Below are 26340 nucleotides of genomic sequence, written 5' to 3'. Positions count from 1 at the left end.
CCGCACCGTCCGCCACCTCTTCGCGGTGGCGCTGTTAAGCACAGCCACGGAAGCCGACGCCATGAACGAATCCGACACCTTCTCTTCGTACACCGTTGTTGAACCCATCAACGACGACACTCCCCTGCCCGACCTGAACTACCTCCTCGGCATCCTCAAGCGCATGCGTGGCTGCGAGGGGGCTGATGGGCACCCTTGGCCGGAAACCGATGTATCGCCCGGCCGACGTGTAAGCCTGGCCAGGAGCGAGCGCGCGATGGTGGGAGCGCTGACGGTGCTGGAACTGCTGCACGCGGCAGACCGCTGCCGCGTGGCAGCGGACCCGGAGAGGCATTTGGATGAGGGGGTGGTTGATGGGTTGTTTCTGGCTTGCCGGGGGCTGGTTGAGTGGGCTTGCCGGGAGGTTAGGCCGGAGTGATTTCCCTCGGCCGTATAGATGCCTGCTGGCAAACCCAGTGTCCATTCTCGGTCAAGAACGGACACTCCCAAACTCTACCCTCCACAACGCAGGCATCACTTCCCCCTGCACGCCACAAGTTTGCCCCCCACTTTTCGTGAGAGGCGGCCAAGAATCATGCTCTTCCCACTTCCTATTCTATGATTAACTGGAAAAATGGTAGCTTAGTGTGGATCGTCTCTCATCGAGACAGACGGCAGATGGAAGTCGGCTTCACTGGAGGAAATCAATGGATGTTGATGTCGATTTTTATCGCGAGAACGTGGTTTACCGAAGCTGGGCCGAACACACCCTAAATTTCGCGGTAGAAGGGCAAGCGAATGGCTTCACTGGATTTCGAAAGCCCCAACGCGCTGCTGCATTTGCTGTTTTTTCCCATCTCGACTCCAATCCCGAAGTGCCAGGGACTGTTGTTATGCCTACCGGCACCGGAAAAACGGACACGATCTTCGCAATAATCATAGCCGGTCGGTTCCGACGCACACTGCTGATCGTGCCATCTGATGCGCTTCGCACCCAGATAGGTGATCGATTGGCCAGCTTGCAACGTCTACGGACCATCAATGCGATTTCTGACGACGTTCTTTCACCGATCGTCCATCGCATCGATGGTCGCAATGCTGCAGTCGACGTACAAGCCATCGAAGCCTCCAACGTCACCATCGCGACGCCTGCCGCATTGGCCCAACTAGATGACAACGAACTGGAAGCCTTTGCAGCGCACTTCAGTCACCTAATCTTTGACGAGGCTCACCACGTTGCCGCCATGACGTGGGAGCGCATTCGAAGTGCTTTCGGTTCCAAACCAGTCATATATTTCACTGCGACGCCGTTCCGCCTCGACCAGCAACGGTTAGAAGGCAAGATCATCTTCAACTATAGCCTGAGCCAAGCGCAGCGAGACAACTACTTCCAGAAGATTGATTTCTTCCCTGTTCGCGAGTATCTAACGAGCGAAATTGATCGAACCATCGCCGCCAAAGCCGTTGATCTGCTAACCAACGACCTTGAAGAAGGCTTCGATCACATTCTCATGGCGCGATGCGCCAAGATATCTAAGGCTAATCGGATCATTGAGCTGTACAGAGAACTGGGGGCGGAATTTGAGCCAGTTGTCATCCACAGCAAGAACATTAGAACCAGGGAACGGGATCTAGAGCGCATTCGAACCCGTCAAAGTCGTATCGTCGTCTGCGTTGACATGTTCGGCGAGGGCTTTGATTTGCCCGAGTTAAAGATCGCTGCTATCCACGATCAGCATCAAAGCCCAGCGGTCACACTGCAATTTATCGGTCGTCTGACCCGAACTGATACGCGCCTTGGAACCGCAAAATTCGTCGCCAATATTGCTAATCAGCGTGCGGACAGCCCCATGAAGCGTCTCTTTGAGGAAAGCGCGGACTGGAGCTTGATCATTCGTGAAGTCAGTACAGAGCGCATCGGACGAGAGCTGCAGCGCCAAGAATTTGAATCAAGGTTCGAAGGAAATTCTGAGGGAGCGAAGATCGCGGCTCTCAATCCAGTACCTAACATCAGCTGTCTCGCTTACCGCCTGACGAGATCGAACTGGCGTCCCCATGCCGCAAAAAGCCTAGGGTCGCCGAGCGAGGCGCTTCAGTTGCACTCGGTGAGTGACGACGGGTCGATTGTAATGGCCGTTTCCCATGAGAACGCTCCCGTTGCTTGGGCGAAAAGCGAGTCTATCTATGGCTCGACTTGGCACCTATATCTGGCCTACTACAGACAAAGCGACTCAACCCTCTTCATCTCGTGTACCGGGGACGAACGGCAAACCTCGCGTTTTCAGGCTCTTGTTGCGTCGTCGGCACGTCGCATTAACGGCGATGACGTATTTCGCATCATGCATGGGATTAACCGACTTAAGCTTCAGAACGTTGGCCTTAGCAGATCTGGTCGTGACGTACGGTTTACCATGCACGTTGGGCAAGACGTCAACCGGGCCATGGATGACCTTGAGAGCGGCCGGTCTATCAAATCCAACATTTTCGGTGTTGGATACGCAGACGGGGAAAGCACTACCGCGGGTTGTTCGGCCAAAGGCAAGCTGTGGAAGATGGATTCCGGCGCCATTGACGATTGGATACGGTGGTGCGATATCGTCGCCTCGAAGATCAACAATTCCGCCATCGATACAGCCGCCATTCTTCGAAATGTCATGCGAGCAGAGAAGCTAAGCGGCCGTTGGCCGGACGGAATCTTCTTCGCCGACTGGCCGGATTCGCTGGGCGTGGAAACCGAAGGGCGCTGCGCGATCACCGTCAATGGGGAATCCTACCCACTGCTGAATACCAAACTGGGACAACCGATCAGGGAACGTGATGACACCCTTGCCATCGCCTTGTCGGCCATCTCGTCCAACGGCGAAGAGCAGGCCCTAACAATGATTCGGGTCCGCCTTGAGAATGATGGCTACCGGTATTCAAGTGGCCGCGCCACTCTGCTTATCGGCAGTAGAGAGCACGATCTCAATGACTACTTGGATCGCGAGCGCATGCGACTGTTACAAGCCGACGGTTCCATCATCATTGGCGACTATCGCTACTTCACCCACGCCGCGCTTAATGTCCCGCTCCCGGCCACTCTTCTATCGACCTGGGATTGGGGAAGCACCAACATTCACAGGGAGTCGATGGCCCATCCCGCGGACTTCGATTCGGTCCAAGGCTTCACACTCCAGAAAATTTTCGATAGCTACGACGTCATATTCAACGATGACGGCGCCGGTGAGATTGCTGACCTTGTCGCGATCCGGGAAGCACCCGATCACATCGCGGTCGATCTCTATCACTGCAAATACTGCGGCAGCGGTCAACGACCTGGAGCACGTGTGGATGATGCGTATGTGGTAGCTGGACAGGCAAGCAGGTCTGCGAAATGGCTCCATAAGGGCCCGGCGCTCTTCCAGCGCCTGCTAGAGCGTTACAGCGCCGGGGAAGGCAGCGGCACCCAACGACTGCTGAAAGGCACGCCAGCGCAAATCGACATATTGAGGCTCAAAGCCCGGGATGTTGAAATGCGAATGGGCTTCTTCATCGTGCAGCCCGCTTTCTCTGCCGCCAGAGTAACAGACAGTGTGATGACTGTGCTTGGCACTAGTTATATGTATCTACGTGATATTGCGAACGTCGATCTACGCGTGATCGCCAGCCCTTGAGAGAACTGGAGCTCCCAAATAGGTATAGACATACATTTTCCGCAATGGCTCGAGAGCGGACGCTAGTATTCTTTGTTGCATTCCCTAGGGCCGGTGCATCCGCTTTCGGCCCAAATTGGCCACGAGCAACACCAGCAACTCCCGCCGCTAAACAATGTGAATTGCTAGGGGCGATCCCGAGTCGCATCAATTGTTTCCTTTGAGAACCTTAGCAAGAACTCGCCACGTTCAGCCGCCAAAGCATTTTTCCTCCGCCTGTCCAGCCAGAGCTTAAGGCGTGTTCTTACTCCATGCCTGAGTGCGAGAGAAGAAACAATGCGAGTCAGCTCCTTGTCACACGCGTCAATGCCGACTTCATGCAATGAGAGAATTCTTATGTAGGCTTCCTTGTGGTTAGATGCGGCTTCGAGCTTTGCGTCCTTTGCCTTCATTAGAATATGCAATGTGGCCTGCAACCGCGTCGCTTCAAATGGATAGTAATCGGAGAGACTTGTGGCCAGAGCAAGTAGATCTTGGTACTTTTCCGTTGGCTGCAAGAAATGGTTAGAGTAAAGCCGCTGTCTGAGCCTTTCGTACTGTATTGGCCCATCGGATAAATCTTTGAATTGATCTGATGCCGTCTTAAGAACGTAGACATCGCCACTGACAACAAGAAGCTTGGACAATACCCTGCCGATTAGCTTCTTTCTTTCAACCCTAGATCTCCACCCCCCCGAGATCGCAGATAGTAGCCAGCCCAACAGAACGCCAGCCAAAGGCCAAAGAAACTGCTGATGAATACTCATGCCACTTATCGCCTAAATTTTTCCGAGCTGCCTAGCGGCTTCGGCGTGAATTAATTGTTTGGGAGCATGACGATCATGCGGCTCGCCTCTGGGGTCGCTCCAAAGGGATGACGTCTGGAATCAGCCGGCTGTACCCCCAATTGAAAAAATCATCTGAATCCAGTGCTAGTGCTGGGTGATCCTTACCGCTAGCTTTAGAAACAAGCTCTAACATCGAGAAATGGACGATAGGAATGTGCTCGATGATATTGAATGCTGGGTTTCTCGTGAGAATCAGTGTTCCAAGGTCCCAGCCATCGGCCATGCCACACTCATCCACCAGGAAGGTTGCCGAGGAAGAGGACCCTTTAACTAAGTGGCTCCCATTATGCTTTATGACATTTGCCAAGCATCGAATTAGCTGAAGGGTTTTTGCGTTCGACACGTCGTGATTGTTGTCAAATGAGTCGAATCTAAAATTGAATACCTGCTTTAGTTCCCGAGATGTGTCATCGATCGCCTTGGCGAGCGATAGGATTGCGGTTTCGTGCAAGAAGTCGTTGTACTGAATCGCGGCTCCGCCCACATCTTTCATGCGCATCTTGTTGCTGTACCTATCAAGCGCGCCATCAACCCACTGAGTCGATGCAATCTCGTTAATCTTCTCGAGCGTCGCAAGGTACGAGAGCGCCAAGCCGCCGAGACGACTTTCGATATTTCCCCAAGCGCCGATTGCCTCAAGTAGGACTATCTCTTCTTCCATCACTTCCCCGAATGCCTCGTGTTTTCCCTAACTGCCTGATATAAGGACCTGCGGGTCCGGCTATACGAATTAGCCACAAAACATCGATTGGATGGCTTTTCCCTTGGTGCAGCTCGATCTTAGGACGGCCCAATCGAGCTAGCAAGCCGAATAGGCGAACCGAGCGTTCTTCCGCATAGAGCGCGCTGGAATCCATCCAGAGGCCGTGCAGGTGTCCGCTACGGGTCGAAAGGGAGCACTGCCACCAGGTTTGTCACTAGTCCTGCTGCACTGGATGGATCAGAAGCTGCCACATGATCTGACCGTTGACACGTCTGTGCTGTCGATGGTCCTGAGGCGGAAGTGTGTGGTCACCCCCGATTACAATCTCGTCTCCACAGGATGTGCAGCGGTACATCTCTGGGTGCGGGGCGCTCGTACCCGATGTGTGGATTGCATCGAATGCCGCATCCTGCGACTGGACCAAACGGCTTGTGTATTTGTAGAGAGCCATACCACACATTAAGATTGGCCAGCTCATCGAGCAGTGCATAGTCGATGCGTTCTCAATGCACGCGCACCAAGTCCATCTTGTGGGCGATGCGGCCTTTGAGAGGACAGCTGCCGCACTACCTGCCATTTTGTTTGATGGATAGCGGACTCCTCAAACAACAAGAGCGCCTCTCGGCGCCCTCGTTCTTTCAACTCATTCCCACTCAATAGTAGCCGGCGGCTTCCCCGAGATGTCATAAACCACCCGCGACACCCCCCGCAACTCATTGATGATCCGGTTGCTCACCGTCCCCAGGAACTCATACGGCAGATGCGCCCAATGCGCCGTCATGAAGTCGATCGTCTCCACGGCCCGCAGCGCAATCACCCACTCATAAGCGCGCGCGTCACCCACCACGCCCACCGACTTCACCGGCAGGAACACGGCAAACGCCTGGCTGGTCCTGTCGTACAGATCCGCCTTGCGCAGCTCATCAATGAAGATGGCATCGGCCTTGGCCAGCAGTTCGGCGTACTCCGGCTTCACTTCACCCAGGATGCGCACGCCCAGGCCCGGGCCCGGGAACGGATGGCGGTAGACCATGGTGCGCGGCAGGCCGAGCTCGACGCCCAGGCGGCGCACTTCGTCCTTGAACAGCTCGCGCAGCGGCTCCACCAGGCCCAGCTTCATGTGCTCCGGCAGGCCGCCCACGTTGTGGTGACTCTTGATCACGTGCGCCTTGCCGGTCTTGCTGCCGGCCGACTCGATCACGTCCGGGTAGATGGTGCCCTGTGCCAGCCACTTGGCGTTCTTCAGCTTGTTCGACTCTTCGTCGAAGATCTCAACGAACAGGTTGCCGATGATCTTGCGCTTGGCTTCCGGGTCGCTCACGCCTTCCAGCGCGGCGAAGTAACGGTCGGCGGCGTTCACGCGCACCACCTTTACGCCCATGTGCTCGGCGAACATCGCCATCACCTGGTCGCCTTCCTGCCAACGCAGCAGGCCGGTATCCACGAACACGCAGGTCAGCTTGTCGCCGATGGCCTTGTGCAGCAGCGCCGCCACCACGGACGAATCGACGCCGCCGGACAGGCCCAGGATCACTTCGTCATCGCCCACCTGCTCGCGCACGCGGGCGATCTGGTCGTCGATGATGTTGGCGGCGGTCCACAGGGTCTGGCAGCCGCACACGTCCACCACGAAGCGGCGCAGCAGCGCCTGCCCCTGCAGGGTGTGGGTCACTTCCGGGTGGAACTGCACGCCGTACCAGCGCTTCTCTTCGTTGGCCATGGCGGCCACCGGAATGCGGTCGGTGGTGGCGGTGATGGTGAAGCCCGGCGGCGCCACAGAGACGTGGTCGCCGTGGCTCATCCAGACATTCAGCTTCGGCTCGCCGCCGTGGTCGCTCAGGCCCTTGAACAGCGCATCCGGGTTGATCACGTTCACTTCGGCGTGGCCGAACTCGCGCTGGTCAGCGGCTTCGGTGGCACCGCCCAGCTGCGCAGCCAGGGTCTGCATGCCGTAGCAGATGCCGAAGATCGGCAGGCCGCTGTCGAACACTTCCTGCGGCGCCGCCGGGGCGCCCGGCAGCGTGGTCGATTCCGGGCCACCGGACAGGATGATGCCCTTGGCGCCAAACGCGGCGATCTCGGCCGGGTTGTGGTCCCACGCCCAGATTTCGCAGTAGACGCCCAGCTCGCGGATGCGGCGGGCGATCAGCTGCGTGTACTGCGCGCCGAAATCGAGGATGAGGATCTTGTCGTTATGGATGTTGGTCATGGTGCCGTTCCAGTGGTGTTTTTCGCAGCGCCCGGCGCTTCAAGGCTCTGTGTCAGCGTGGCGATGAACGCCTCGCGTTGTTGAATATGTGAGGGGTCTTCCTCGTCCCAGCGCAGCATCAGCAGGCCATGCGGTGCGTTGGGGTTGGAGCGGTCAGCGCGCGGCAGCTCGGCGATTTCCTGCACTTCGGTGCCAGGCACGATGCGCCGTTGCAGCGTGTGCATCGGGTAACCGGAATCCACGGCGTTGCCCCAGAACGCGGACTGCACGCTCATCCGCTTCGGCTCCAGCGGCCCCAACTCGGCGGTGACCACAGGATCTTCAAGCCTGTCACCCAGATCGGTAACGCACCGCAGGATCACCTGCAGCGGGCGCTCGCCGGTGCCTTTCAGCAGCCAGCGCTGCTCGCCAGCGGCCTGCATCTGCCAGCCCTTCGGCAGCGAGAACGCGTTCTGGCACGCCTGCACGTCCTTCACTTGCGAAACCGCCGCGCCCGGAGACCCGGAGCGCGGCGGCGGTTCGGACAACGAACAGCCTGCCATCAGCAGGCTGCCCGTAATCGCAAGAGCAGTTCGCAAGCGCATCAGGCGCGGTAGTTCGGCGGCTCTTTGGTGATGGTCACGTCGTGGACGTGGCTCTCACGCTGGCCGGCGCCGCTGATCTTCACGAACTTGGGCTTGCTGCGCATGTCTTCGATGGTGGCGCAACCCACGTAGCCCATGGTGGCGCGCAGGCCGCCCATCAGCTGGTGGATGATGCCGCCCACCGGGCCGCGGTACGGCACGCGGCCTTCGATGCCTTCCGGCACCAGCTTGTCGGCGGTGGCGGCGTCCTGGAAGTAGCGGTCCTTCGACCCCTTCTCCATGGCAGCCAGCGAACCCATGCCGCGGTAGCTCTTGTACGAACGGCCCTGGTACAGCTCGGTCTCGCCCGGCGATTCCTCGGTACCGGCCAGCAGGCCGCCGACCATGATGGTCGAGGCACCGGCGGCCAGCGCCTTGCCGATGTCGCCCGAGTAGCGGATGCCACCGTCGGCGATCAGCGGGATGCGGTCCTGCAGCGCTTCGGCCACCAGGTCAATGGCGGTGACCTGCGGCACGCCGACGCCGGCGACGACGCGGGTGGTGCAGATCGAGCCCGGGCCGATGCCGACCTTGACTGCGTCCGCGCCGCTGTCCAGCAGCGCCAGTGCGGCTTCGCCGGTGCAGATGTTGCCACCGATGACCTGCACGTTCGGGAAGTTCTTCTTGACCCAGCTGACGCGGTCCAGCACGCCCTGCGAGTGGCCGTGCGCGGTATCGACCACGATCACGTCCACGCCGGCGGCGACCAGCGCTTCCACGCGGCGATCGGTATCGCCCCCCACGCCGACGGCAGCGCCGACCAGCAGGCGGGTCGACAGATCCTTGGCAGCGTTCGGGAAGTCGGTGTTCTTCTGGATGTCCTTGACGGTGATCAGGCCACGCAGTTCGAACGAATCATTGACCACCAGCACCTTTTCGATGCGGTTGCGGTGCAGCAGCTGCAGCACTTCATCAGACGCGGCGCCTTCCTTGACCGTGATCAGGCGATCCTTCTTGGTCATGATGTGGCGGACCGGATCGTCCAGCTCGGTCTCGAAGCGCATATCGCGGTGGGTCACGATGCCGGCCAGCAGGCCGTCGCTGCCCACCACCGGCACGCCGGAGATGTTGTGCGCCTGGGTCAGGGCCAGCACGTCGCGGATGGTGGTTTCCGGGCCAACGGTGATCGGGTCGCGGATGACACCGGCCTCGAACTTCTTGACCTTGGCCACTTCCGCGGCCTGCTGTTCCAGGCTGAGATTCTTGTGGATGATGCCCATGCCGCCGAGCTGTGCCATGGCGATGGCCAGGCGGGCTTCGGTGACGGTATCCATGGCTGCAGACAGGATCGGAAGCTTGAGCTTCAGGTCGCGAGTCAACCGCGTTTCGAGGTTGACGTCCTTGGGCAGGATGGTCGAATGGGCGGGGACGAGCGAGACGTCGTCGTAAGTGAGTGCTTCAGCCTGGATGCGCAGCATCGGCATACCCGAGATGTGGGGAAGCGCGACATTTTACCCCTTTTTCGCGCCGTGTGGCAGGGGGTAGATGCGACGCAGTGTCGCGCGGGCGGTGATTGGTTCAGGGGTCCATCCGGGCCGGCGGTATACCGCCTTTGGTAGGTGCCAACCTTGGTTGGCACGGCCCGTCCGGCACCTGGACCCCAGATGGGCCGATGGTCCCGATGGATGTGTGCCAACCAAGGTTGGCACCTACCAGGAGCGGGTCATCGGCCTGCCTTTGGTGGGTGCGGACCGTTGGTCCGCACTACCCTTCAGACACCTGTGCTCCTGCATTGTGCCGACCAACGGTCGACACCCACCTTAAGAGGATCACTCGGGCCAGTCCTGGAGCGCCTTTGGTAGGTGCCAACCTTGGTTGGCACGATCCGTCCGGCACCGGCACCCCAGATGGGCCGATGGCCCCGATGGATGTGTGCCAACCAAGGTTGGCACCTACCAGGAGCAGGCCAATGGTCGGCCCCCACCCCAAAAGATCAGCTCAGCGCTTCGGCCGCTTCCAACGTGTTCTGCATCAACGTGGCCACGGTCATCGGGCCCACGCCACCCGGCACGGGGGTGATCCAGCTGGCCCGCTGGGCAGCCGCTTCAAACCCAACATCGCCCACCAACCGGCCGTCATCCAACCGGTTGATGCCCACGTCGATCACCACCGCGCCCGGCTTCACCCACTCGCCCGGCACGATGCCCGGGCGGCCCACCGCCACCACCAGGATGTCGGCGTTGCGCACGGCCTGTTCCAGCACGTCCTTGGGGGTGAACTTGTGGCAGCTGGTCACGGTGCAACCGGCAATCAGCAGTTCCAGGCCCATCGGTCGGCCGACGTGGTTGCTCACGCCCACGATGGTGGCGTTGCGGCCACGCACCGGCTGGTCGGTGTGGCCCAGCAGCGTGGTGATGCCGCGCGGGGTGCACGGGCGCAGGCCGAACTCGCGCAGGGCCAGGTGGCCGACGTTTTCCGGGTGGAAACCGTCCACGTCCTTGCGCGGGTCGATGCGCTGGATCAGCCGGCGTGCGTCCGGAATGCCCGGCAGCGGCAGCTGGATCAGGATGCCGTTGATCTTCGGATCGGCATTGAGCTGGTCGATCAGGTCGAGCAGCTCGGCTTCGGTGGTACCGGCCGGCAGATCGTAGTCATGCGCTTCGATGCCGACCTTCTCGGCAGCACGGCGCTTGTTGCGCACGTACACGGTCGAGGCCGGGTCGCCACCGACCAGCACCACGGCCAGACCCGGGCGACTGCCACCGGCGGCCACGCGGGCGTCGACGCGCACCTTCAGGCTGTCGAGCAGGTCCTCGGCGATGCGGCGGCCATCGAGGATGCGGGCAGGAAGCGGGGAGGCGGAATCGGTCATCGGGAGCGGGCGTGGGGCGGCGGGGACGCTATTGTCCCTGATTCAGGCCCCCTCGCCCACCGCCAATCCGGGCGGCCGCTGCGCTCGCCGGGCATGGCCCGGCGCTACCCCACCCGTACGCACCACGGTAGCGCCGGGCCACGCCCGGCGACCGCGATGCGCGGCACCTCATTCTTCCTCTTCCGGCACATCCTGCGGGTTCAGCGTCTTGCTCTCGCGCTTCGGCGCGGTGAACGGGGTCGGCGTCGGTACGCCCTGCGGGCTGTTGCCGTAGATCATCCGCGCGCCGGCATTCAAGCCACCACCGGCAATCTCCAGCTCGAAGCGCTCGGCATCGCGGCGACGGATCTGCTCGGCAATCTCGATCGCATCGTCCTCGTCCGCACCCAGCTCCACCAGCGCGGCCTGGCCAAACAACACCGCCGATTCAAACGTCTCGCGGATCTGGAAATCGACACCGGCATGGATCAGCCGCAGCGAATGTTCGCGGTCGAACGAACGCACCATCAGCTTGGCCTGCGGGAACTCGTGCGCCACCAGTTCCACGATGCGGTCAGCGGCCTCGGCCTTGTCCACGCACACCGCAATCGCACGCGCGGTCGCGGCACCCGAAGCATGCAGCACATCCAGGCGGGTGCCATCGCCGTAATAGATCTTGAATCCGAATCGCGCCGCGCTCTGGATCATCTCCACATCGTTGTCGATGATGGTCACGTCCACGTCGCGCGCCAGCAGCGACTGGCTGGCGACCTGGCCGAAGCGACCGAAGCCGATCAGCAGCACGCTGCCGGACAGGCCATCGGCTTCGTCCACACCATCCATGTTCACCGTCGGCTTCGGCGCCACGCGCTTGTAGACCAGCACCACCAGCGGGGTCAGCGCCATCGACAGCACTACCACGGCGGTGAAGTTGGCATTGATCTCCAGGTTGATCACGCCGGCCGATGCGGCAGCAGAGAACAGCACGAAGGCGAACTCGCCGCCCTGCGCCATCAGCACGCCGCGATCCAGCGCCTGCGCGTGGTCGCTGCCCATGATGCGCGCCACCACATAGATGCACAGCGCCTTGGCTGCCATCAACGCCAGCACCAGCCCGAGGATCAGCTGCCAGTGCGCGGCCACCACGCTCAGATCCAGCGCCATGCCCACGCTGAGGAAGAACAGGCCCAGCAGGATGCCGCGGAACGGTTCGATGTCCGCTTCGATCTGGTGGCGGAAGGTCGACTCGCTCAGCAGCACGCCAGCCAGGAACGCGCCCATCGCCATCGACAGGCCGGAAAGCTGCATCAGCAGCGCCGCACCCAGCACCACCAGCAGCGCGGCGGCGGTCATCACCTCGCGTGCCTTCGATTCGGCCAGCAGGCGGAACAGCGGGTTGAGCAGGAAGCGGCCGACCAGCACCAGGCCGACGATGGCACCCACGCCGATCGCCACCGACAGCCAGCGCGAACCCTCGCCATCGGCACTGCCCGCGCTCGGGCCCATCCAGGCCACCAGCGCCAGCAACGGCACGATCAGCAGGTCTTCGAACAGCAGGATGGAGACGATCTTCTGCCCCGACGGCAGTGCGATGTCGCCGCGCTCGGCCAGCAACTGCATCACCACCGCGGTGGAGGTCAGCACGAAGCCGGTGGCGCCGATGAAGGCCACCTGCCACGGCAGGCCGAACAGCTTGGCGATGCTGGTCAGCACCAGCGCACAGGTGACGATCTGCAGGGTACCCAGCCCGAAGATTTCCTTGCGCAGGCTCCACAGGTGCGAGGGCCGCATCTCCAGGCCGATCACGAACAGGAACATCACCACGCCGAGCTCGGCGGTATGCAGGATGGCCTGGGGGTCGGAGAACCAGCCCAGCCCGAACGGTCCGATCGCCAGGCCAGCGGCGAAGTAACCCAGTACCGAGCCCAGGCCGGCCCGGCGGAACAAAGGCACCATCACCACCGCCGCGCCCAACAGGGCGACGACCTTGACCAGCTCGCTGGTCGCTGCTTCTACCGCCATGCGGTGTTTTCCCCAAGATCCAGAATCGGGTTCAACAATAGAGCAATGCCGATGACGGCAATAGCACGCATGTTGCGCCGGATTGTCTTGGAGGTGGAACGATGCCGGGAGTGAACCCAAGCATCATCCCGAAACCATGCATGCGCGTCGGTAGGTTCCAACCATGCACCCGCCTCGGTAGGTGCCAACCTTGGTTGGCACAAGAACGCCGACCAAGGCCGGCATCCACCAATGCATTCCCCGGCCGGGTTCACCCACCCCGACAAAACGCGGCGTAATCGATATACCCCGGGAACGGCACGCCCGGCGCACACACCGGGCAGTGCGGGTCCGGCCGGATGCCGGATCCCGAAACCATGCACCCGCTTCGGTAGGTGCCAACCTTGGTTGGCACAAAAACGCCGACCAAGGTCGGCATCTACCAAGGCATTGCCAGGCCAACCTCACCCACCCCGGCAGAACGCGGCGTAATCGATATACCCCGGGAACGGCACGCCCGGTGCGCACACCGGGCAGTGCGGGTCCGGCCGGATGCCGGTCTCGCGGAAGCGCATGCCCAGCGCATCGAAGCGCAGCAGCCGGCCGACCAATGGCTCGCCGATGTCCAGCAGCAGCTTCAGCACCTCGGTGGCCTGCAGCACGCCGGCCAGGCCAGGCAGCACGCCCAGCACACCGGCCTCGGAACAATTCGGCGCGAACTCCGGCGGCGGCGGTTCCGGGAACAGGCAGCGGTAGCACGGCGCCACGCCACGCTGGCGGCCGGCGTCAAACACGCTTACCTGGCCATCGAAGCGCTCGATGGCGGCGTACACCAGCGGCGTGGCGTGCTTGATGCAGGCGTCGTTGAGCAGGTAGCGCAGCGGGAAGTTGTCCGAACCATCCAGCACCACGTCCACGCCGTCCAGCAACGCATCCACGTTGTCAGAGGTGACCCGCTCGGGCACCGCCTCGACCTCGATCGACGGGTTCAGCGCCAACAGCCGCTCGCGCGCCGAATCGACCTTGAGCTGGCCGACGCTGGCTTCGGTATGCACGATCTGCCGGTGCAGGTTGCTGCGCTCCACCCGATCATGGTCGGCAAAGCGCAGGTGCCCTACCCCGGCGGCGGCAAGATAGAAGCCGGCTGGCGCACCCAGGCCGCCCGCGCCCAGCACCAGCACGCGCGACTGCTGCAGGCGGCGCTGGCCCGCTTCACCCACCTGCGGCAGCAGCAGGTGGCGCGAATAACGGTCGTAGAAATCGCGGTCGGCGGCGCTGGCCAACGGCTGCACCAGCGGCAGCGACTGTTCGCGCCAGGCCACGGTGCCACCCGTCACGGAAGCGACGTGGGTATAGCCGGCCTCCAGCAGGCACTGCGCGGCCTCGGCCGAGCGCTTGCCGCTCTGGCAGATCAGCAGGATCTCCTGGTCGTGCCGCGGCAGATGCGCAGCCGGGTCGGCCTGCAGTTCGCCCTTGGCCACGCCGCGTGCGCCCTCGGCCATCCCGCCGGCCCGTTCGTGCGCCTCCCGCACATCGATCAGCACCGCGCCATGGGCCAGGCGCTCGCGCGCCTGTTCTGGAGAAAGCTCTTGGATGCTCATGGCTGCATTATCGCGCACGTGACGGCAGGCCGCCTTGACCGATATCTGCAAACATCGGGTAGTGCCGGCCGCTGGCCGGCATGGCCATGAACGCGTCACACGACACGAGGTTGCCGGCCAGCGGCCGGCACTACCGGTGGGAGCGCGAACGAAAAAGGCGGCCCTGCGGCCGCCTTCTCGTGAATCACTTGCCCTTGACGTGCTTCATCAAGCGCCGCTTGGCCTTGACCTGCCGCTCGGTGAGGACGTTCTTCTTGCCCTCGTACGGGTTGGTACCTTCGCGGAAGATGAAGCTCACCGGCGTACCGATCAGCTTGAAACGCTTGCGGAAGAAGTTCTCCAGGTAGCGCTTGTACGATTCCTGCAGCTCCTTCAGGCGCGTGCCGTGCACGATGAAGGTCGGCGGGTTTGCGCCGGCCGGGTGCACGTAGCGCAGCTTGGAGACGTGGCCGCGGATGGTCGGCGGCGGATTGGTCTCGTAAGCCACTTCCAGCGCCTTGTTCACTTCGCTGGTGGTGAAGGTCTTGTTCGCCGATTCGTGCGCCCGGTGCACCGCACGGAACAGCTCGCGCAGGCCCGAACCGTGCTTGGCCGAGATGCGGACCGATTCGGCCCACGGCACGAAGCCCAACTTCAGCGACAGCATGGTTTCGGCCTGCTCGCGCTGGTACTCGGTCAGGCCATCCCACTTGTTGATGGCAATGACCAGCGCGCGGCCGGCATCGAGCACGGCACCGAGCACGGTGGCGTCCTGGTCGGTCACGCCTTCGGTGGCGTCCAGCATCAGCACGGCCACCTGGCACTGCTCGATCGACTGCATGGTCTTGACCACCGAGAACTTCTCGACGACCTCGTCCACGCGCGAACGGCGGCGCAGGCCGGCGGTATCGATCAGGCGGTACTCGCGGCCGTCGCGCTCCAGGTCCACGGCGATCGAGTCGCGGGTGGTGCCCGGCACGTCGGAGGCGATCATTCGCTCCTCGCCGAGGATGCGGTTGACCAGAGTCGACTTGCCCACGTTCGGGCGGCCGACGAAGGCGATGCGGATGCGGTTCGGGTCGTTGTCCAGCTCTTCGCCGCTGCCTTCTTCCGGCAGGCGCTGGATCACTTCGTCCAGCAGGTCGTCCAGACCCTGGCGATGCGCGGCCGAGACGGTCAGCATCTCGCCGAAGCCGTAACGGGCGAACTCCGAACGCACGCTGTCCTCGTCGGTGCCATCGATCTTGTTGATCAGCAGCAGCGTCGGGCGCGACAGCTTGCGCAGCCAGGCCAGGATCTCGTCGTCCAGCGCCGAGGTGCCCTCGCGGGCGTCGACGACGAACAGGATCAGATCGGCCTCAGCCGCGGCAGCCCGGGCCTGGCGCGTGGTGGCGCCCGCCAGGCCTTCGTCCTCACCGGCGATACCGCCGGTATCCACGACGAGGAAATGGTTGTCCTCGTCGAGGCGGCAGACGCCGTAGTTGCGGTCACGGGTGACGCCGGGCTGGTCATGGACCAGCGCGTCGCGGGTGCGCGTAAGCGCATTGAAAATAGTCGACTTGCCGACGTTCGGCCGTCCAACCAGGGCGACCAAAGGCAGCATCGCGATTACTCCAATTTTTAATTTGCCAACCGGAAGGCGGTCAGCTTGCCATCCACGTTCTGCACCAGCAGCACCCCGTCGACGACGACCGGCTGGGCCAGCAGGGCGTCACCGCCGCTCTTCGCCCGTGCCGCCATCGCACCATCGGAGGTCTTCAACCAGTGCACGTATCCCTTGTAGTCGCCGACGACCACGTAATCACCGTGCAGCGCCGGGCCGGTCAGCGAACGACGCGCCAGCTCGGTCTGCGACCACATGGCAGCGCCGGTCGCCTTGTCCAGGCCGAACACGCCACCCTTGTTGTCGGTAACGAACACATTGCCCGACGACACCGCCACGCCACCTGCACCGCCATGGTCACGCGCCCACAGCGGGCGACCGGTCGGGCCTTCGATGGCCATGGTCTGGTTCTTGAAGCTGCTCACGAAGAGGGTGTTGCCCTCCAGCACCGGAGCACCGTCGACGTCGGCCATGCGGTCCAGCTCGGTACGGCCTTCGCCGTTGCCAAGGTTCTGTTCCCACAGGGTACGCCCATCCTGCATGGCCAGCGCGGCAACCGCGCCTTCGTCCTTGCCGATGAACAGCACGCCCGGACCGGTGACCACCGGTGCGTTGCCGCGCACGGTCAGCGCCGGCAGTTCGCTCGGATTGAACCACTTCTGGGTGCCATTGCCGGCATCGAAGGCGGTGACGCGGCCGTCGTTGCTGCGCACGAACACCAGGCCCTGGGCCACGGCCGGCGCGGCAATGACTTCACCCGGAACACGGGCGCGCCACTTCTCGCTGCCGTCATTGATGTCCAGGGCGATGACCTGGCCATCGAGCGTGCCGATCACGACCAGGTTTTCACCGACACCCGGGCCGCCGGACAGGCGCAGCTTCGGCTTCTTCTTTTCCTTCTGCGGCTCCCAGGTCCAGACCTTCTTGCCGGTCTGCAGGTCGATGGCGTGCACGCCACCGGTGATCGCCGCGGCAAACACGTGGCCATTGGCCACCGCCGGGCCCTGGCGCACGCCGATGCGGCGCTCGCCCTTGCCGAGGTTGACCGACCAGGCCTTGTTGACCTTCACGCTCGGCTCGAACTTGACCAGCTCAGCCGGCTCCTGGGCCTTCTTCGCTGCCGCGTCCTTGCCGGCGAACCAGCCCTTGACGGTGCTGCAGCCGGTCAGGGCCATGCCCATCAGGAGCACGGTGGCGACGCGGGTGATCATGACCTTCTGACTCATCAAACCGACTCCGCAGGGGCGGCGACCGTGCCGCCGGCATCCATAACCTTGGTTTCCAGCAGGCGCCGCTGCGGCGCTGCCACGTCCAGCGACTTCAGCGCCTTCTCGTACTGTGCGCGGGCATCATCGCGCTTGCCCTGCGCCAGCAGCGCATCGCCATGGATTTCCAGGCTGCTGCTGTCGGTGGCGCTGCCCAGCAGCTTGATCGCCTCGTCGCTCTTGCCGGTGGCCACCAGCAGGCGGGCCACACGCTGGTCGACCACGCGCTGCAGGTCACCTTCGACCTTCACGGCGCGCAGGGTGGCCAGCGCTTCTTCGTTCTTGCCGGCATCGACCTGGGCCTTGGCCAGCTGCAGCGCCGCGAGGTCGCCGTAGATGCTGGACGGGCCGGCTTCGAGCGCCTTCACTGCCTTGGCAGCGTCGTCGAGCTTGTTCTGCTGAAGACCGACCAGCGCCTTCTGGTACTCCACGTTGGCCGAGGCCAGCTTGCCGCCCTGATCCTTCTGGTACCACTGCCAGCCGGCAATGGCACCGATCGCGATGGCTACGCCACCGAGGATGCTGGCGCCATTCTTCCGCAGCCAGCTGCGGACGCGTTCACTTTGTTCGTGCTCGTCGAGCAGATCGTCGATCGCCATGCGTACTCTCGCCCCGCCCATCGGGAGGGACCATTGGGTTTAATCGAAGGTGGTGAAACCGCGCCTCAGTGCGAAACCGGGACTACGGAGCCTTCAGAGGATACCTGAAAGCGTGCCACGTTGGCTCGCTGGTAGGGGGTCAGATCGACGATAGCGCCGTTCTGCTGAACCTGGACCGCCGAGGCGTTGCCCAGGGTCACCCGGGTCACCTGGCCCGGCGTGAAGCTGCGGCTCTCGCCGGATTTGATCAGCGCCTTTTCGACGGTGGCGCCGTCCGGACCACCGATATCGACCCAGCTGTCGCCACTGAACTGCATCTCCAGCGTATTGGCGGACACGGGCGCAGCGGGTGCCGAACGCGGCACCGGCGACAGCGAAGCGACATACGGGGTTGCGGCCGGCTTGCTGGCCGGGGCACTGGCGACTTCAACCGGGGCTGCCGGCTCGACACCCGCAGCGGAGGGGGCCACCGGCACAGCGGCCGGGATCGCGTCCAGCGAGGCGGTGTTCGGCGACGGCGTGGCACTGCCATCGAAATGGCCGCGGGTGGCGAACCACACCGGCACGGCCAGCACGGCGGTGATGCCGACGTACAGCACGCGCCGGCCGAGATTCTCGGCAATGCGGCGCGCACGCGGGGTATGGGTATGGCTGACCAGGGTGGGCGGCACTACCGGCCCCACCTGTGCCTGCTCGAGCAGCTGGCTCACATCGACATCAAGCAGGCGCGCGTAGCTGCGCAGCTGGCCGCGCACGAATACAGGCGCCCCCAGCTTCTGCCACTGCTCTTCTTCCAGCGACTTGACCACCTGGACCGGCATGCGCAGGCGCGAGCCGACATCCTCAAGGGTCAGTCCGGCCGCTTCACGGGCCTGGCGCAGGCGGGTGCCGCAGCCGGCCGCAGTCTCGAGAGCGCTCACAGTCTGGTCATCAATCACAATGCATCAACCCTGGAGTTAGGAGCCCGCTTCCTGCGGAAATTCCTGTCGAATCCGCTGGAGATAGCGTTCAGATGCCGCCCTATCCCCCAGCCGCGCTTCGATTTGAGACGCAAGTTGTAACACGGAACGCGTTGCGGGTGCAGCCGCAATCCTACGTTCGGCGAAGGCCCGGGCCTCCATGTAGCGGCCCTGGCGGAAGCTGAGCTGGGCCATGGCCTCCAATGCGACCGGGTTGCCGGGCAGTGTCGCCAGCGCCGCGCGCAGGTCGCGCCCGGCACGTTCGAACTGGCCTGCATCCAGCGCACAGCTGCCGGCGTTGGCCTGTGCTTCGGCTACGGCGGGATTGCCCGGCGCCCGCTGGGCACGATCGAACCAGATCAGCGATTCGGCCGCCTGACCCTGCTGGCAGAGCCAGGCACCATAGTTGTTGAGCACGTCGCCGCGTTGCGGCGCCAGCTCGGCAGCCTTGCGGAAGTTCTCGCCGGCCTGCTGGCTGCGACCGCGACGCTCGTCGATGCCCGCAAGCAGGACCAGGCCGTCGGGGGCCGTCGGCACCAGCTTCTGGGCTTCGCGCGCCTTGCGCTCGGCAGCATCGAGATTACCGCCCTGGATGTCGCGGCCGGCCAGGGTCAGCAACTCCTGCCAACGCACCTGCTGTCGCACCCCTTCCGGATCACGGACGGAGTAGACCGGCGCCTCGCTCGGGCCAAGCTTGGCCTTGGGATGGGATTTGCAGCCGCCGACCGCGAGGGCCAGCACGCCTGCGAACAGAACCAGCCAGAGGCGGTCAGGCCGCGGCATCGCTCCCCTTCCCCGCCTGCAGCGTCTTGTTGAACTCCGCCTGGCGGCGGGTGCGGTCCATTACCTGGCCCTTGAGCTGGCCACAGGCGGCGTCGATGTCATCGCCACGGGTACGGCGGACCATGGTCAGCACGTTGCTGTCGAGCAGGATCTTCTGGAAGGCACGGATGTGCGCTTCTTCCGAACGCTCGTAGCGGGTGCCGGGGAACGGATTGAACGGGATCAGGTTGACCTTGCCCGAATCCTTGGCCTGCACCGCGTTGTCGAACTGGCGCATCAGGCGGGCCAGCTCGCGGGCATGCTCGGGCTTGTCGTTGATGCCCTTCATCAGGGTGTATTCGAAGGTGACCGATTCGCGGCGCTTGTTGGCGCGCAGGTAGCGTGCGCACGAGGCCATCAGCTCGGCGATCGGGTACTTCTTGTTGAGCGGCACCAGCGTTTCGCGCAGCGCATCGTTCGGCGCGTGCAGCGACACCGCCAGCGACACGTCGCTTTCGGCAGACAGGCGGTCGATCTGCGGCACCAGGCCGGAGGTCGACAGGGTCACGCGCTTGTTGGCCAGGCCGTAGCCCAGGTCGTCGCGCATCACGCTCATGGCGCGCACGACGTTGTCGAAATTCATCAGCGGCTCGCCCATGCCCATCATCACCACGTTGGTGAGGCGGCGCATCTGGTGCGGCACGTTGCCCAGGTGGCGTGCGGCAACCCACACCTGGCCGATGATCTCGGCAGTGGTCAGGTTGCGGTTGAAGCCCTGGGTAGCAGTGGAGCAGAACGTGCAGTTCAGGCCGCAACCGACCTGCGAGGACACGCACAGCGTGCCGCGGGTCTTGTCCGGGATGTACACGGTCTCGATGGCGTTCTTGCCATCCACGCCCATCGCCAGCAGCCACTTGTGGGTGCCGTCGGCGGAGGGCTTGTCGAACACGATGTTGGGAACCAGCACCTCGGCATGGGCCTGCAGCTTGGCGCGCAGGACCTTGCCGAGGTCGGTCATTTCATCGAAATCGGTGACGTAGCGATGGTGGATCCACTTCATCACCTGATGGGCACGGAACTTCTTTTCGCCAAGAACCTCGACGAAAAACTTCTCCAGGCCCGCGCGATCGAGGTCGAGCAGGTTCTGCTTGCCAGCCGTGGGTGCCGTCTTCGGCAGCGGCTGGATGGCGGGGGACTGTACGACCTCGTTCACGGCATTACTCTCAGCGCGAAACGACTTCGGTGGCGGCGAAGAAGTAGGCGATTTCAATCGCGGCATTCTCGACCGAGTCCGAGCCGTGGGCGGCATTGGCATCGATGGATTCGGCGAAGTCGGCGCGGATGGTGCCCGCAGCGGCTTCCTTCGGGTTGGTGGCGCCCAGCAGGTCGCGGTGGGCCAGGACGGCGTTCTCGCCTTCCAGGGCCTGGATCATCACCGGGCCGGAGATCATGAACTCGACCAGCGCGTTGAAGAACGGACGCTCGCGGTGCACGGCGTAGAAGCCTTCGGCTTCACGGCGCGACAGCTGCTTGTACTTGGCGGCCACGACCTTCAGGCCGGCCTTCTCGAAGCGGGCGTAGATTTCGCCGATGACGTTCTTGGCAACGGCGTCCGGCTTGATGATCGAAAGGGTGCGCTCCAGCGCCATGGGATGTCTCCAATGGAATCGGGCCGCTGATGGCCCGAAGGGTAACATGAAAAAAACCCGCGTCGGGACGCGGGCTTAGCCTGATAAACGTAGGCGAATTGTAAGAGATCCCACTCAGTAGTGCCAGCCCATGGCTGGCAGGCCTGACGCCCGGCGTTTGCGGTCCCGGGGCTCCCATTCAGGATTGGGGGTTGCCAGCCATGGGCTGGCACTACTGAATCCCCTGTAACCGCCCGGTCGGTTTTGCTGCACTGCAAAATGCCATACGCCACCGTCTGGTTCTAGTATCAAACAATCGTTTGATTAAGGTCTGCCCGCCGATGGCCAAACCCGCCCACTTCTCGACCAAGGACCGGATCCTCGGTGCCGCCGAGGAGCTGTTCGCCCTGCATGGCTTCGCCGGCACCTCGCTGCGCCAGGTAACCAGCCAGGCCGACGTCAACATCGCGGCGGTCAACTACCACTTCGGCTCCAAGGAAAACCTGGTCAACGAGGTGTTCCGCCGCCGCATGGACGAGATGACCGGTGCCCGCCTGTCGCAGCTCGAGCGCGCCCGCAGCGAACACCCCGGCGAACTGCGCCCGGTGCTGGCCGCCTTTGTCGAACCGGCGCTGGCACTGGCCCAGGACCGCCAGAACGGCGGCGCCTTCGTGCGCGTAATCGCCCGCGCCTACGCCGAGAAGAACGACAACCTGCGCAAGTTCCTGTCCGACCACTACGGCCACGTGCTGCGTGCGTTCGGCAAGGCCATCGGCGAATGCGTGCCGGACCTGAGCAAGGAGGAGCTGTACTGGCGCCTCGACTTCCTGGCCGGCTCGCTGACCTATGCGATGGCCGACTTCGGGCTGATCAAGCGTCCCGCCGGTGTCACCGAAGCGGCGCATCGTGCCCATGCCGCCCACGAACTGATCCATTTCGCCGAAGCCGGGTTCCGCGCCGCCGCACGCGCCAGCGCCCTGCCCGCTTCCCCGTGATTCCACCGGGTGTGACCCACCCAGTAACTGCTGACCAACAAAGGCCCTACACCATGTCCAATTCCCTGCTAGTCCGCCGCGCCGCCGTGCTGGGTGCCGGCGTCATGGGTGCCCAGATCGCCGCCCACCTCACCAATGCTGGCGTCGACACCGTGCTGTTCGACCTGCCTGCCAAGGAAGGTCCGGCCGACGGCATCGTGCTGAAGGCGATCGCCAACCTGGGCAAGCTGAGCCCGGCGCCGCTGGCCAGCAAGTCGCTGGCCGAAGCCATCACCCCGGCCAACTACGAGTCCGGCCTGGAGCAGCTGAAGGACTGCGACCTGATCATCGAGGCCATCGCCGAGCGCATGGACTGGAAGCAGGACCTGTACAAGAAGATCGCCCCGTTCGTGGCCGACCACGCGGTGCTGGCCTCCAACACCTCGGGCCTGGGCATCAACAAGCTGGCCGACGTGCTGCCCGAGCAGCTGCGCCACCGCTTCTGCGGCGTACATTTCTTCAACCCGCCGCGCTACATGCACCTGGCCGAGCTGATCCCGGCCACCACCACCGATGCCGCCGTGCTGGAAGGCCTGGAAGCATTCCTGGTCACCACCCTGGGCAAGGGCGTGGTGTACGCCAAGGACACCCCGAACTTCATCGGCAACCGCATCGGCGTGTTCTCGATCCTGTCCACCATCCACCACACCCAGCAGTTCGGCCTGGGCTTCGATGAAGTGGACGGCCTGACCGGCCCGCTGGTGGGCCGCCCGAAGTCGGCTACCTACCGCACTTCCGACGTGGTCGGCCTGGACACCATGGCGCACGTCATCAAGACCATGGGCGACACCCTGCCCAACGACCCGTGGCATGAGTTCTTCAAGTCGCCGAAGTGGCTGGATGCACTGATTTCCAAGGGCGCACTGGGCCAGAAGACCGGCGCCGGCATCTTCCGCAAGGTCGGCAAGGACATCGTGGTGCTGGACCTGGAGAAGCAGGACTACCGCCCGGCCGATCGCGCTGCCGCGCCGGAAGTGGTCGAGATCCTGAAGATCAAAAACCCGGCCGAGAAGTTCGCCAAGCTGCGCGAGAGCCAGCATCCGCAGGCGCAGTTCCTGTGGGCGACCTTCCGCGACCTGTTCCACTACAGCGCCTACCACCTGGCCGACATCGCCGAGACCGCGCGCGACGTCGACCTCGCCATCCGCTGGGGCTACGGCTGGTCGCTGGGCCCGTTCGAAACCTGGCAGGCCGCCGGCTGGAAGCAGGTCGCGCAGTGGATCGCCGATGACATCGTGGCCGGCAAGAGCATGAGCAACGCGCCGCTGCCGGACTGGGTGTTCGATGGCCGCGACGGCGTGCATGCCGCCGAAGGCAGCTACAGCCCCTCGCGCAACGCCAAGCTGCCGCGCTCGTCGCTGCCGGTATACCAGCGCCAGCGCTTCCCGGATCCGCTGCTGGGCGAAAAGTTCGCGCCGGGCGAGACCGTGTTCGAGAACGACGGCCTGCGCATGTGGCACGACGGCGACGGCATCGCCGTGGTCAGCTTCAAGACCAAGATGAACACCGTGTCCGACCAGGTGCTCGATGGCCTGCAGGAATGCGTCAGCCGCGCCGAGAAGGATTTCCAGGGCCTGGTGATCTGGCAGCAGAAGGAACCCTTCTCCGCCGGTGCCGACCTGGCCGGTGCGCTCGGCCTGCTGCAGGCCGGCAAGGTCGACCAGTTCGAAGAGATGGTCGCCAACTTCCAGCGCACCAGCCAGCGCATCAAGTACTCGCTGGTGCCGGTGGTGGCTGCCGTGCGCGGCCTGGCCCTGGGCGGCGGCTGCGAGTTCCAGATGCACAGCGCCAAGACCGTGGCCTTCCTGGAAAGCTACATCGGCCTGGTCGAGGCCGGCGTCGGCCTGCTGCCGGCCGGTGGTGGCCTGAAGGAACTGGCCGTGCGTGCCTCGCAGGCAGCCGGTCCGGGCGGTGACGTGTTCGCCGAACTGAAGAAGACCTTCGAGACCGTGGCGATGGCCAAGGTGTCCAACTCGGCCGTCAACGCCAAGGAACTGGGCCTGCTGCGCAGCACCGACAAGGTGGTGTTCAACAGCTACGAGGCCCTGCACATCGCCAAGGCTGAAGCCCGCGCCCTGGCCGAAGCCGGTTACCGCCCGCCGCTGCCGGCACGCCGCATCCAGGTCGCCGGTGACGTGGGCATCGCCACCTTCAAGATGATGCTGGTCAACATGCTGGAAGGTCGCTTCATCAGCCCGTACGACTACGAGATCGCCGAGCGCATCGCCACCGTGCTGTGCGGCGGCAAGGTCGACCGCGGCACCCTGGTGGACGAAGAGTGGCTGCTGACCCTGGAGCGCAAGCACTTCGTCGAACTGGCCCAGCAGGAAAAGACCCAGGCCCGCATCGCGCACATGCTGAAGACCGGCAAGCCGCTGCGGAACTGACGGAAGACATCGGTAGTGCCGGCCGCTGGCCGGCAACCTCTTCCAACCCCTATTCAAGAGATCACTGCAATGACCAAGCAAATCCAGGACGCCTACATCGTCGCCGCCACCCGCACCCCGGTCGGCAAGGCGCCCAAGGGCATGTTCCGCAACACCCGCCCCGACGACATGCTTGCGCACGTGCTGCGCAGCGTCGTCGCGCAGGCCCCGGGCGTGGACGTCAACCGCATCGATGACGCGATCATCGGCTGCGCCATGCCGGAAGCCGAGCAGGGCATGAACGTGGCGCGCATCGGCGTGCTGCTGGCTGGCCTGCCGAACACCATCGCCGCACAGACCGTGAACCGCTTCTGCTCCTCCGGCCTGCAGGCCGTCGCGCAGGCCGCCGACGCGATCCGCCTGGGCAACGCCGACCTGATGCTGGCTGGTGGCACCGAGTCGATGTCGATGGTGCCGATGATGGGCAACAAGATCGCCATGGCGCCGAGCGTGTTCGACAACGACCACGTGGCCATCGCCTACGGCATGGGCATCACTGCCGAGAAGGTCGCCGAAGAGTGGAAGGTCTCGCGCGAAGACCAGGACGCCTTCGCCCTCGCCTCGCACCAGAAGGCCATGGCCGCGATCCAGAACGGCGAGTTCAAGGACGAGATCAGCCCGTACGAGATCGTCTCGCACCTGCCGGACCTGGCCGATGGCCAGCGCATCATCACCCGCAACAAGATCGCCGACACAGACGAAGGCCCGCGCCCGGATTCGTCCGCTGAAGGCCTGGCCAAGCTGCGCCCGGTGTTCCGCAACGGCCAGTTCGGCGGCACCGTCACCGCCGGTAACTCGTCGCAGATGAGCGATGGTGCAGGCGCGGTGCTGCTGGCCTCGGAGCAGGCGATCAAGGATTACGGCCTGACCCCGCTGGCCCGTTTCGTCAGCTTCTCGGTGGCCGGCGTGCGCCCGGAAGTGATGGGCATCGGCCCGATCGCCGCGATCCCGAAGGCCCTGAAGCAGGCCGGCCTGACCCAGGACCAGCTGGACTGGATCGAGCTGAACGAAGCATTCGCCGCGCAGTCGTTGGCGGTGATCCGTGATTGCGGCCTGGACCCGAGCAAGGTCAACCCGCTGGGCGGCGCGATCGCCCTGGGCCACCCGCTGGGTGCAACCGGTGCGATCCGTACCGCGACCCTGCTGCACGGCCTGCGTCGTCGCCAGCAGAAGTACGGCATGGTGACGATGTGCATCGGCACCGGCATGGGCGCAGCGGGTATTTTCGAGGCGCTGTAAGGTTCAAAGCGTTGCCTCGTTGGGCTTCATGGCGTGGGCCGGGTTGGCAGGGCTGCCCGGGACACGCCGTGAACCCATCCATGGGGGCTCGATGGCGCCATCCATGGCGCCAACGGTCCCGGGCAGCCCTGCCAACCCGGCCCTTCCAGCCTCCCCGCGGCGGAGGGATGAGCAAAGGCAGTAGATCCACGCCATGCGTGGATGCCTCTGCTCTGGAAACGAAAAAGGCAGCCATAGGCTGCCTTTTTTGCTTGTGCTTCTGCCTTTGATTCCGCCCTTCCCGTCCGCGCCCGCAGGAAACATGACAGGCGGGGCGGGTGGGCCTTTGCAGGACCGTTCGCCGCATGGATGCGGCGACCGAGCCCCCATGGACGGGTTTACGGCGTGTCCTGCAAAGGCCCACCCGTCCCGCCCATCACG

At 63.7% G+C, this 26340-nt stretch carries 20 protein-coding genes; 5 read left to right on the top strand and 15 right to left on the bottom strand.

All coding sequences use genetic code 11. The annotated features are described in order from the left end of the window. The first annotated feature begins 61 nt into the window (after positions 1-61). Both AC5P57_RS05810 and AC5P57_RS05805 read left to right on the top strand, forming a co-directional pair. Positions 62-418, top strand: a complete 357-nt coding sequence (locus AC5P57_RS05810; RefSeq protein ID WP_059034375.1) for a hypothetical protein — start codon at positions 62-64, stop codon at positions 416-418. A 268-nt stretch (positions 419-686) separates the two neighbouring features. Continuing rightward, positions 687-3632 carry a DEAD/DEAH box helicase gene (locus AC5P57_RS05805; RefSeq protein ID WP_262235642.1) on the top strand — a complete coding sequence of 982 codons (2946 nt, stop codon included), beginning with the start codon at positions 687-689 and terminating at the stop codon, positions 3630-3632. 164 nt (positions 3633-3796) lie between these two features. Here the strand turns inward: AC5P57_RS05805 and AC5P57_RS05800 are convergent, their stop codons facing one another. From AC5P57_RS05800 to ndk, 15 genes are all read right to left on the bottom strand, one after another. After that, positions 3797-4417, bottom strand: coding sequence for a hypothetical protein (locus tag AC5P57_RS05800; protein WP_262235641.1), 621 nt, complete (start codon positions 4415-4417; stop codon positions 3797-3799). A gap of 73 nt (positions 4418-4490) precedes the next feature. Beyond that, positions 4491-5159 carry a hypothetical protein gene (locus AC5P57_RS05795; protein ID WP_262235640.1) on the bottom strand — a complete coding sequence of 223 codons (669 nt, stop codon included), beginning with the start codon at positions 5157-5159 and terminating at the stop codon, positions 4491-4493. Positions 5160-5844: 685 nt separating this feature from the next. After that, a complete protein-coding gene (guaA, locus tag AC5P57_RS05790) occupies positions 5845-7410 on the bottom strand; it encodes a glutamine-hydrolyzing GMP synthase (RefSeq protein ID WP_262235639.1) in 1566 nt (521 codons plus the stop codon). Further along, positions 7407-7886 (bottom strand): hypothetical protein, encoded by a 480-nt coding sequence (locus AC5P57_RS05785; protein WP_262235638.1) that lies wholly within the window; start codon positions 7884-7886, stop codon positions 7407-7409. The genes guaA and AC5P57_RS05785 overlap by 4 nt, the downstream gene beginning before the upstream one ends. 107 nt (positions 7887-7993) lie before the next feature. Next, on the bottom strand, positions 7994-9451 hold the full coding sequence (guaB, locus tag AC5P57_RS05780) for an IMP dehydrogenase (protein WP_005409308.1): 1458 nt from the start codon (positions 9449-9451) through the stop codon (positions 7994-7996). A gap of 515 nt (positions 9452-9966) precedes the next feature. Beyond that, positions 9967-10845 carry a bifunctional methylenetetrahydrofolate dehydrogenase/methenyltetrahydrofolate cyclohydrolase FolD gene (gene folD, locus AC5P57_RS05775; protein WP_132809944.1) on the bottom strand — a complete coding sequence of 293 codons (879 nt, stop codon included), beginning with the start codon at positions 10843-10845 and terminating at the stop codon, positions 9967-9969. A gap of 168 nt (positions 10846-11013) precedes the next feature. Next, complete coding sequence (locus tag AC5P57_RS05770; RefSeq protein ID WP_262235637.1) at positions 11014-12846, bottom strand: monovalent cation:proton antiporter-2 (CPA2) family protein; 1833 nt, start codon at positions 12844-12846, stop codon at positions 11014-11016. 443 nt (positions 12847-13289) lie between these two features. Beyond that, a complete protein-coding gene (gene moeB / locus AC5P57_RS05765) occupies positions 13290-14426 on the bottom strand; it encodes a molybdopterin-synthase adenylyltransferase MoeB (RefSeq protein WP_262235636.1) in 1137 nt (378 codons plus the stop codon). A gap of 184 nt (positions 14427-14610) precedes the next feature. Then, on the bottom strand, positions 14611-16008 hold the full coding sequence (gene der, locus AC5P57_RS05760) for a ribosome biogenesis GTPase Der (RefSeq protein ID WP_012479950.1): 1398 nt from the start codon (positions 16006-16008) through the stop codon (positions 14611-14613). A 17-nt stretch (positions 16009-16025) separates the two neighbouring features. Beyond that, positions 16026-17234 carry an outer membrane protein assembly factor BamB gene (gene bamB / locus AC5P57_RS05755; RefSeq protein ID WP_099552919.1) on the bottom strand — a complete coding sequence of 403 codons (1209 nt, stop codon included), beginning with the start codon at positions 17232-17234 and terminating at the stop codon, positions 16026-16028. Next, complete coding sequence (locus tag AC5P57_RS05750) at positions 17234-17872, bottom strand: YfgM family protein (RefSeq protein ID WP_043884373.1); 639 nt, start codon at positions 17870-17872, stop codon at positions 17234-17236. Before AC5P57_RS05750 ends, bamB begins: the two co-directional genes overlap by 1 nt. Positions 17873-17937: 65 nt before the next feature. Next, positions 17938-18810 (bottom strand): RodZ domain-containing protein, encoded by an 873-nt coding sequence (locus tag AC5P57_RS05745; protein ID WP_262235635.1) that lies wholly within the window; start codon positions 18808-18810, stop codon positions 17938-17940. Positions 18811-18828: 18 nt separating this feature from the next. Further along, positions 18829-19614 (bottom strand): tetratricopeptide repeat protein, encoded by a 786-nt coding sequence (locus AC5P57_RS05740; protein WP_262235634.1) that lies wholly within the window; start codon positions 19612-19614, stop codon positions 18829-18831. Next, entirely contained in the window at positions 19601-20806 is a 1206-nt protein-coding gene (gene rlmN / locus AC5P57_RS05735) for a dual-specificity RNA methyltransferase RlmN (RefSeq protein WP_099552922.1), read from the bottom strand. The genes AC5P57_RS05740 and rlmN overlap by 14 nt, the downstream gene beginning before the upstream one ends. A 10-nt stretch (positions 20807-20816) precedes the next feature. Then, positions 20817-21242: a nucleoside-diphosphate kinase gene (ndk, locus tag AC5P57_RS05730; RefSeq protein WP_008265389.1), complete on the bottom strand. Its 426-nt coding sequence runs from the start codon at positions 21240-21242 to the stop codon at positions 20817-20819. 320 nt (positions 21243-21562) lie between these two features. On the opposite strand from ndk, the gene AC5P57_RS05725 reads away from it, so the two are divergent. From AC5P57_RS05725 to AC5P57_RS05715, 3 genes are all read left to right on the top strand, one after another. Further along, a complete protein-coding gene (locus tag AC5P57_RS05725) occupies positions 21563-22216 on the top strand; it encodes a TetR/AcrR family transcriptional regulator (RefSeq protein WP_262235633.1) in 654 nt (217 codons plus the stop codon). A 53-nt stretch (positions 22217-22269) separates the two neighbouring features. After that, entirely contained in the window at positions 22270-24642 is a 2373-nt protein-coding gene (locus tag AC5P57_RS05720; protein ID WP_033834902.1) for a 3-hydroxyacyl-CoA dehydrogenase/enoyl-CoA hydratase family protein, read from the top strand. A gap of 69 nt (positions 24643-24711) precedes the next feature. Then, complete coding sequence (locus AC5P57_RS05715) at positions 24712-25920, top strand: acetyl-CoA C-acyltransferase (RefSeq protein ID WP_005409292.1); 1209 nt, start codon at positions 24712-24714, stop codon at positions 25918-25920. Positions 25921-26340: the final 420 nt, after the last annotated feature.

It is taken from the genome of Stenotrophomonas sp. YJH_SMC_79, from assembly GCF_059367995.1.
This window is presented reverse-complemented; position numbering and strand designations above follow the sequence as displayed.

What these genes read in the sequence shown, in the direction of transcription:
- AC5P57_RS05810 (WP_059034375.1), top strand. Translation starts at nt 62, where the DNA reads ATGAACGAATCCGACACCTTCTCTTCGTACACCGTTGTTGAACCCATC.
- AC5P57_RS05805 (WP_262235642.1), top strand. Translation starts at nt 687, where the DNA reads ATGGATGTTGATGTCGATTTTTATCGCGAGAACGTGGTTTACCGAAGC.
- AC5P57_RS05800 (WP_262235641.1), bottom strand. Translation starts at nt 4,417, where the DNA reads ATGAGTATTCATCAGCAGTTTCTTTGGCCTTTGGCTGGCGTTCTGTTG.
- AC5P57_RS05795 (WP_262235640.1), bottom strand. Translation starts at nt 5,159, where the DNA reads ATGGAAGAAGAGATAGTCCTACTTGAGGCAATCGGCGCTTGGGGAAAT.
- guaA (WP_262235639.1), bottom strand. Translation starts at nt 7,410, where the DNA reads ATGACCAACATCCATAACGACAAGATCCTCATCCTCGATTTCGGCGCG.
- guaB (WP_005409308.1), bottom strand. Translation starts at nt 9,451, where the DNA reads ATGCTGCGCATCCAGGCTGAAGCACTCACTTACGACGACGTCTCGCTC.
- folD (WP_132809944.1), bottom strand. Translation starts at nt 10,845, where the DNA reads ATGACCGATTCCGCCTCCCCGCTTCCTGCCCGCATCCTCGATGGCCGC.
- AC5P57_RS05770 (WP_262235637.1), bottom strand. Translation starts at nt 12,846, where the DNA reads ATGGCGGTAGAAGCAGCGACCAGCGAGCTGGTCAAGGTCGTCGCCCTG.
- moeB (WP_262235636.1), bottom strand. Translation starts at nt 14,426, where the DNA reads ATGAGCATCCAAGAGCTTTCTCCAGAACAGGCGCGCGAGCGCCTGGCC.
- der (WP_012479950.1), bottom strand. Translation starts at nt 16,008, where the DNA reads ATGCTGCCTTTGGTCGCCCTGGTTGGACGGCCGAACGTCGGCAAGTCG.
- bamB (WP_099552919.1), bottom strand. Translation starts at nt 17,234, where the DNA reads ATGAGTCAGAAGGTCATGATCACCCGCGTCGCCACCGTGCTCCTGATG.
- AC5P57_RS05750 (WP_043884373.1), bottom strand. Translation starts at nt 17,872, where the DNA reads ATGGCGATCGACGATCTGCTCGACGAGCACGAACAAAGTGAACGCGTC.
- AC5P57_RS05740 (WP_262235634.1), bottom strand. Translation starts at nt 19,614, where the DNA reads ATGCCGCGGCCTGACCGCCTCTGGCTGGTTCTGTTCGCAGGCGTGCTG.
- ndk (WP_008265389.1), bottom strand. Translation starts at nt 21,242, where the DNA reads ATGGCGCTGGAGCGCACCCTTTCGATCATCAAGCCGGACGCCGTTGCC.
- AC5P57_RS05725 (WP_262235633.1), top strand. Translation starts at nt 21,563, where the DNA reads ATGGCCAAACCCGCCCACTTCTCGACCAAGGACCGGATCCTCGGTGCC.
- AC5P57_RS05720 (WP_033834902.1), top strand. Translation starts at nt 22,270, where the DNA reads ATGTCCAATTCCCTGCTAGTCCGCCGCGCCGCCGTGCTGGGTGCCGGC.
- AC5P57_RS05715 (WP_005409292.1), top strand. Translation starts at nt 24,712, where the DNA reads ATGACCAAGCAAATCCAGGACGCCTACATCGTCGCCGCCACCCGCACC.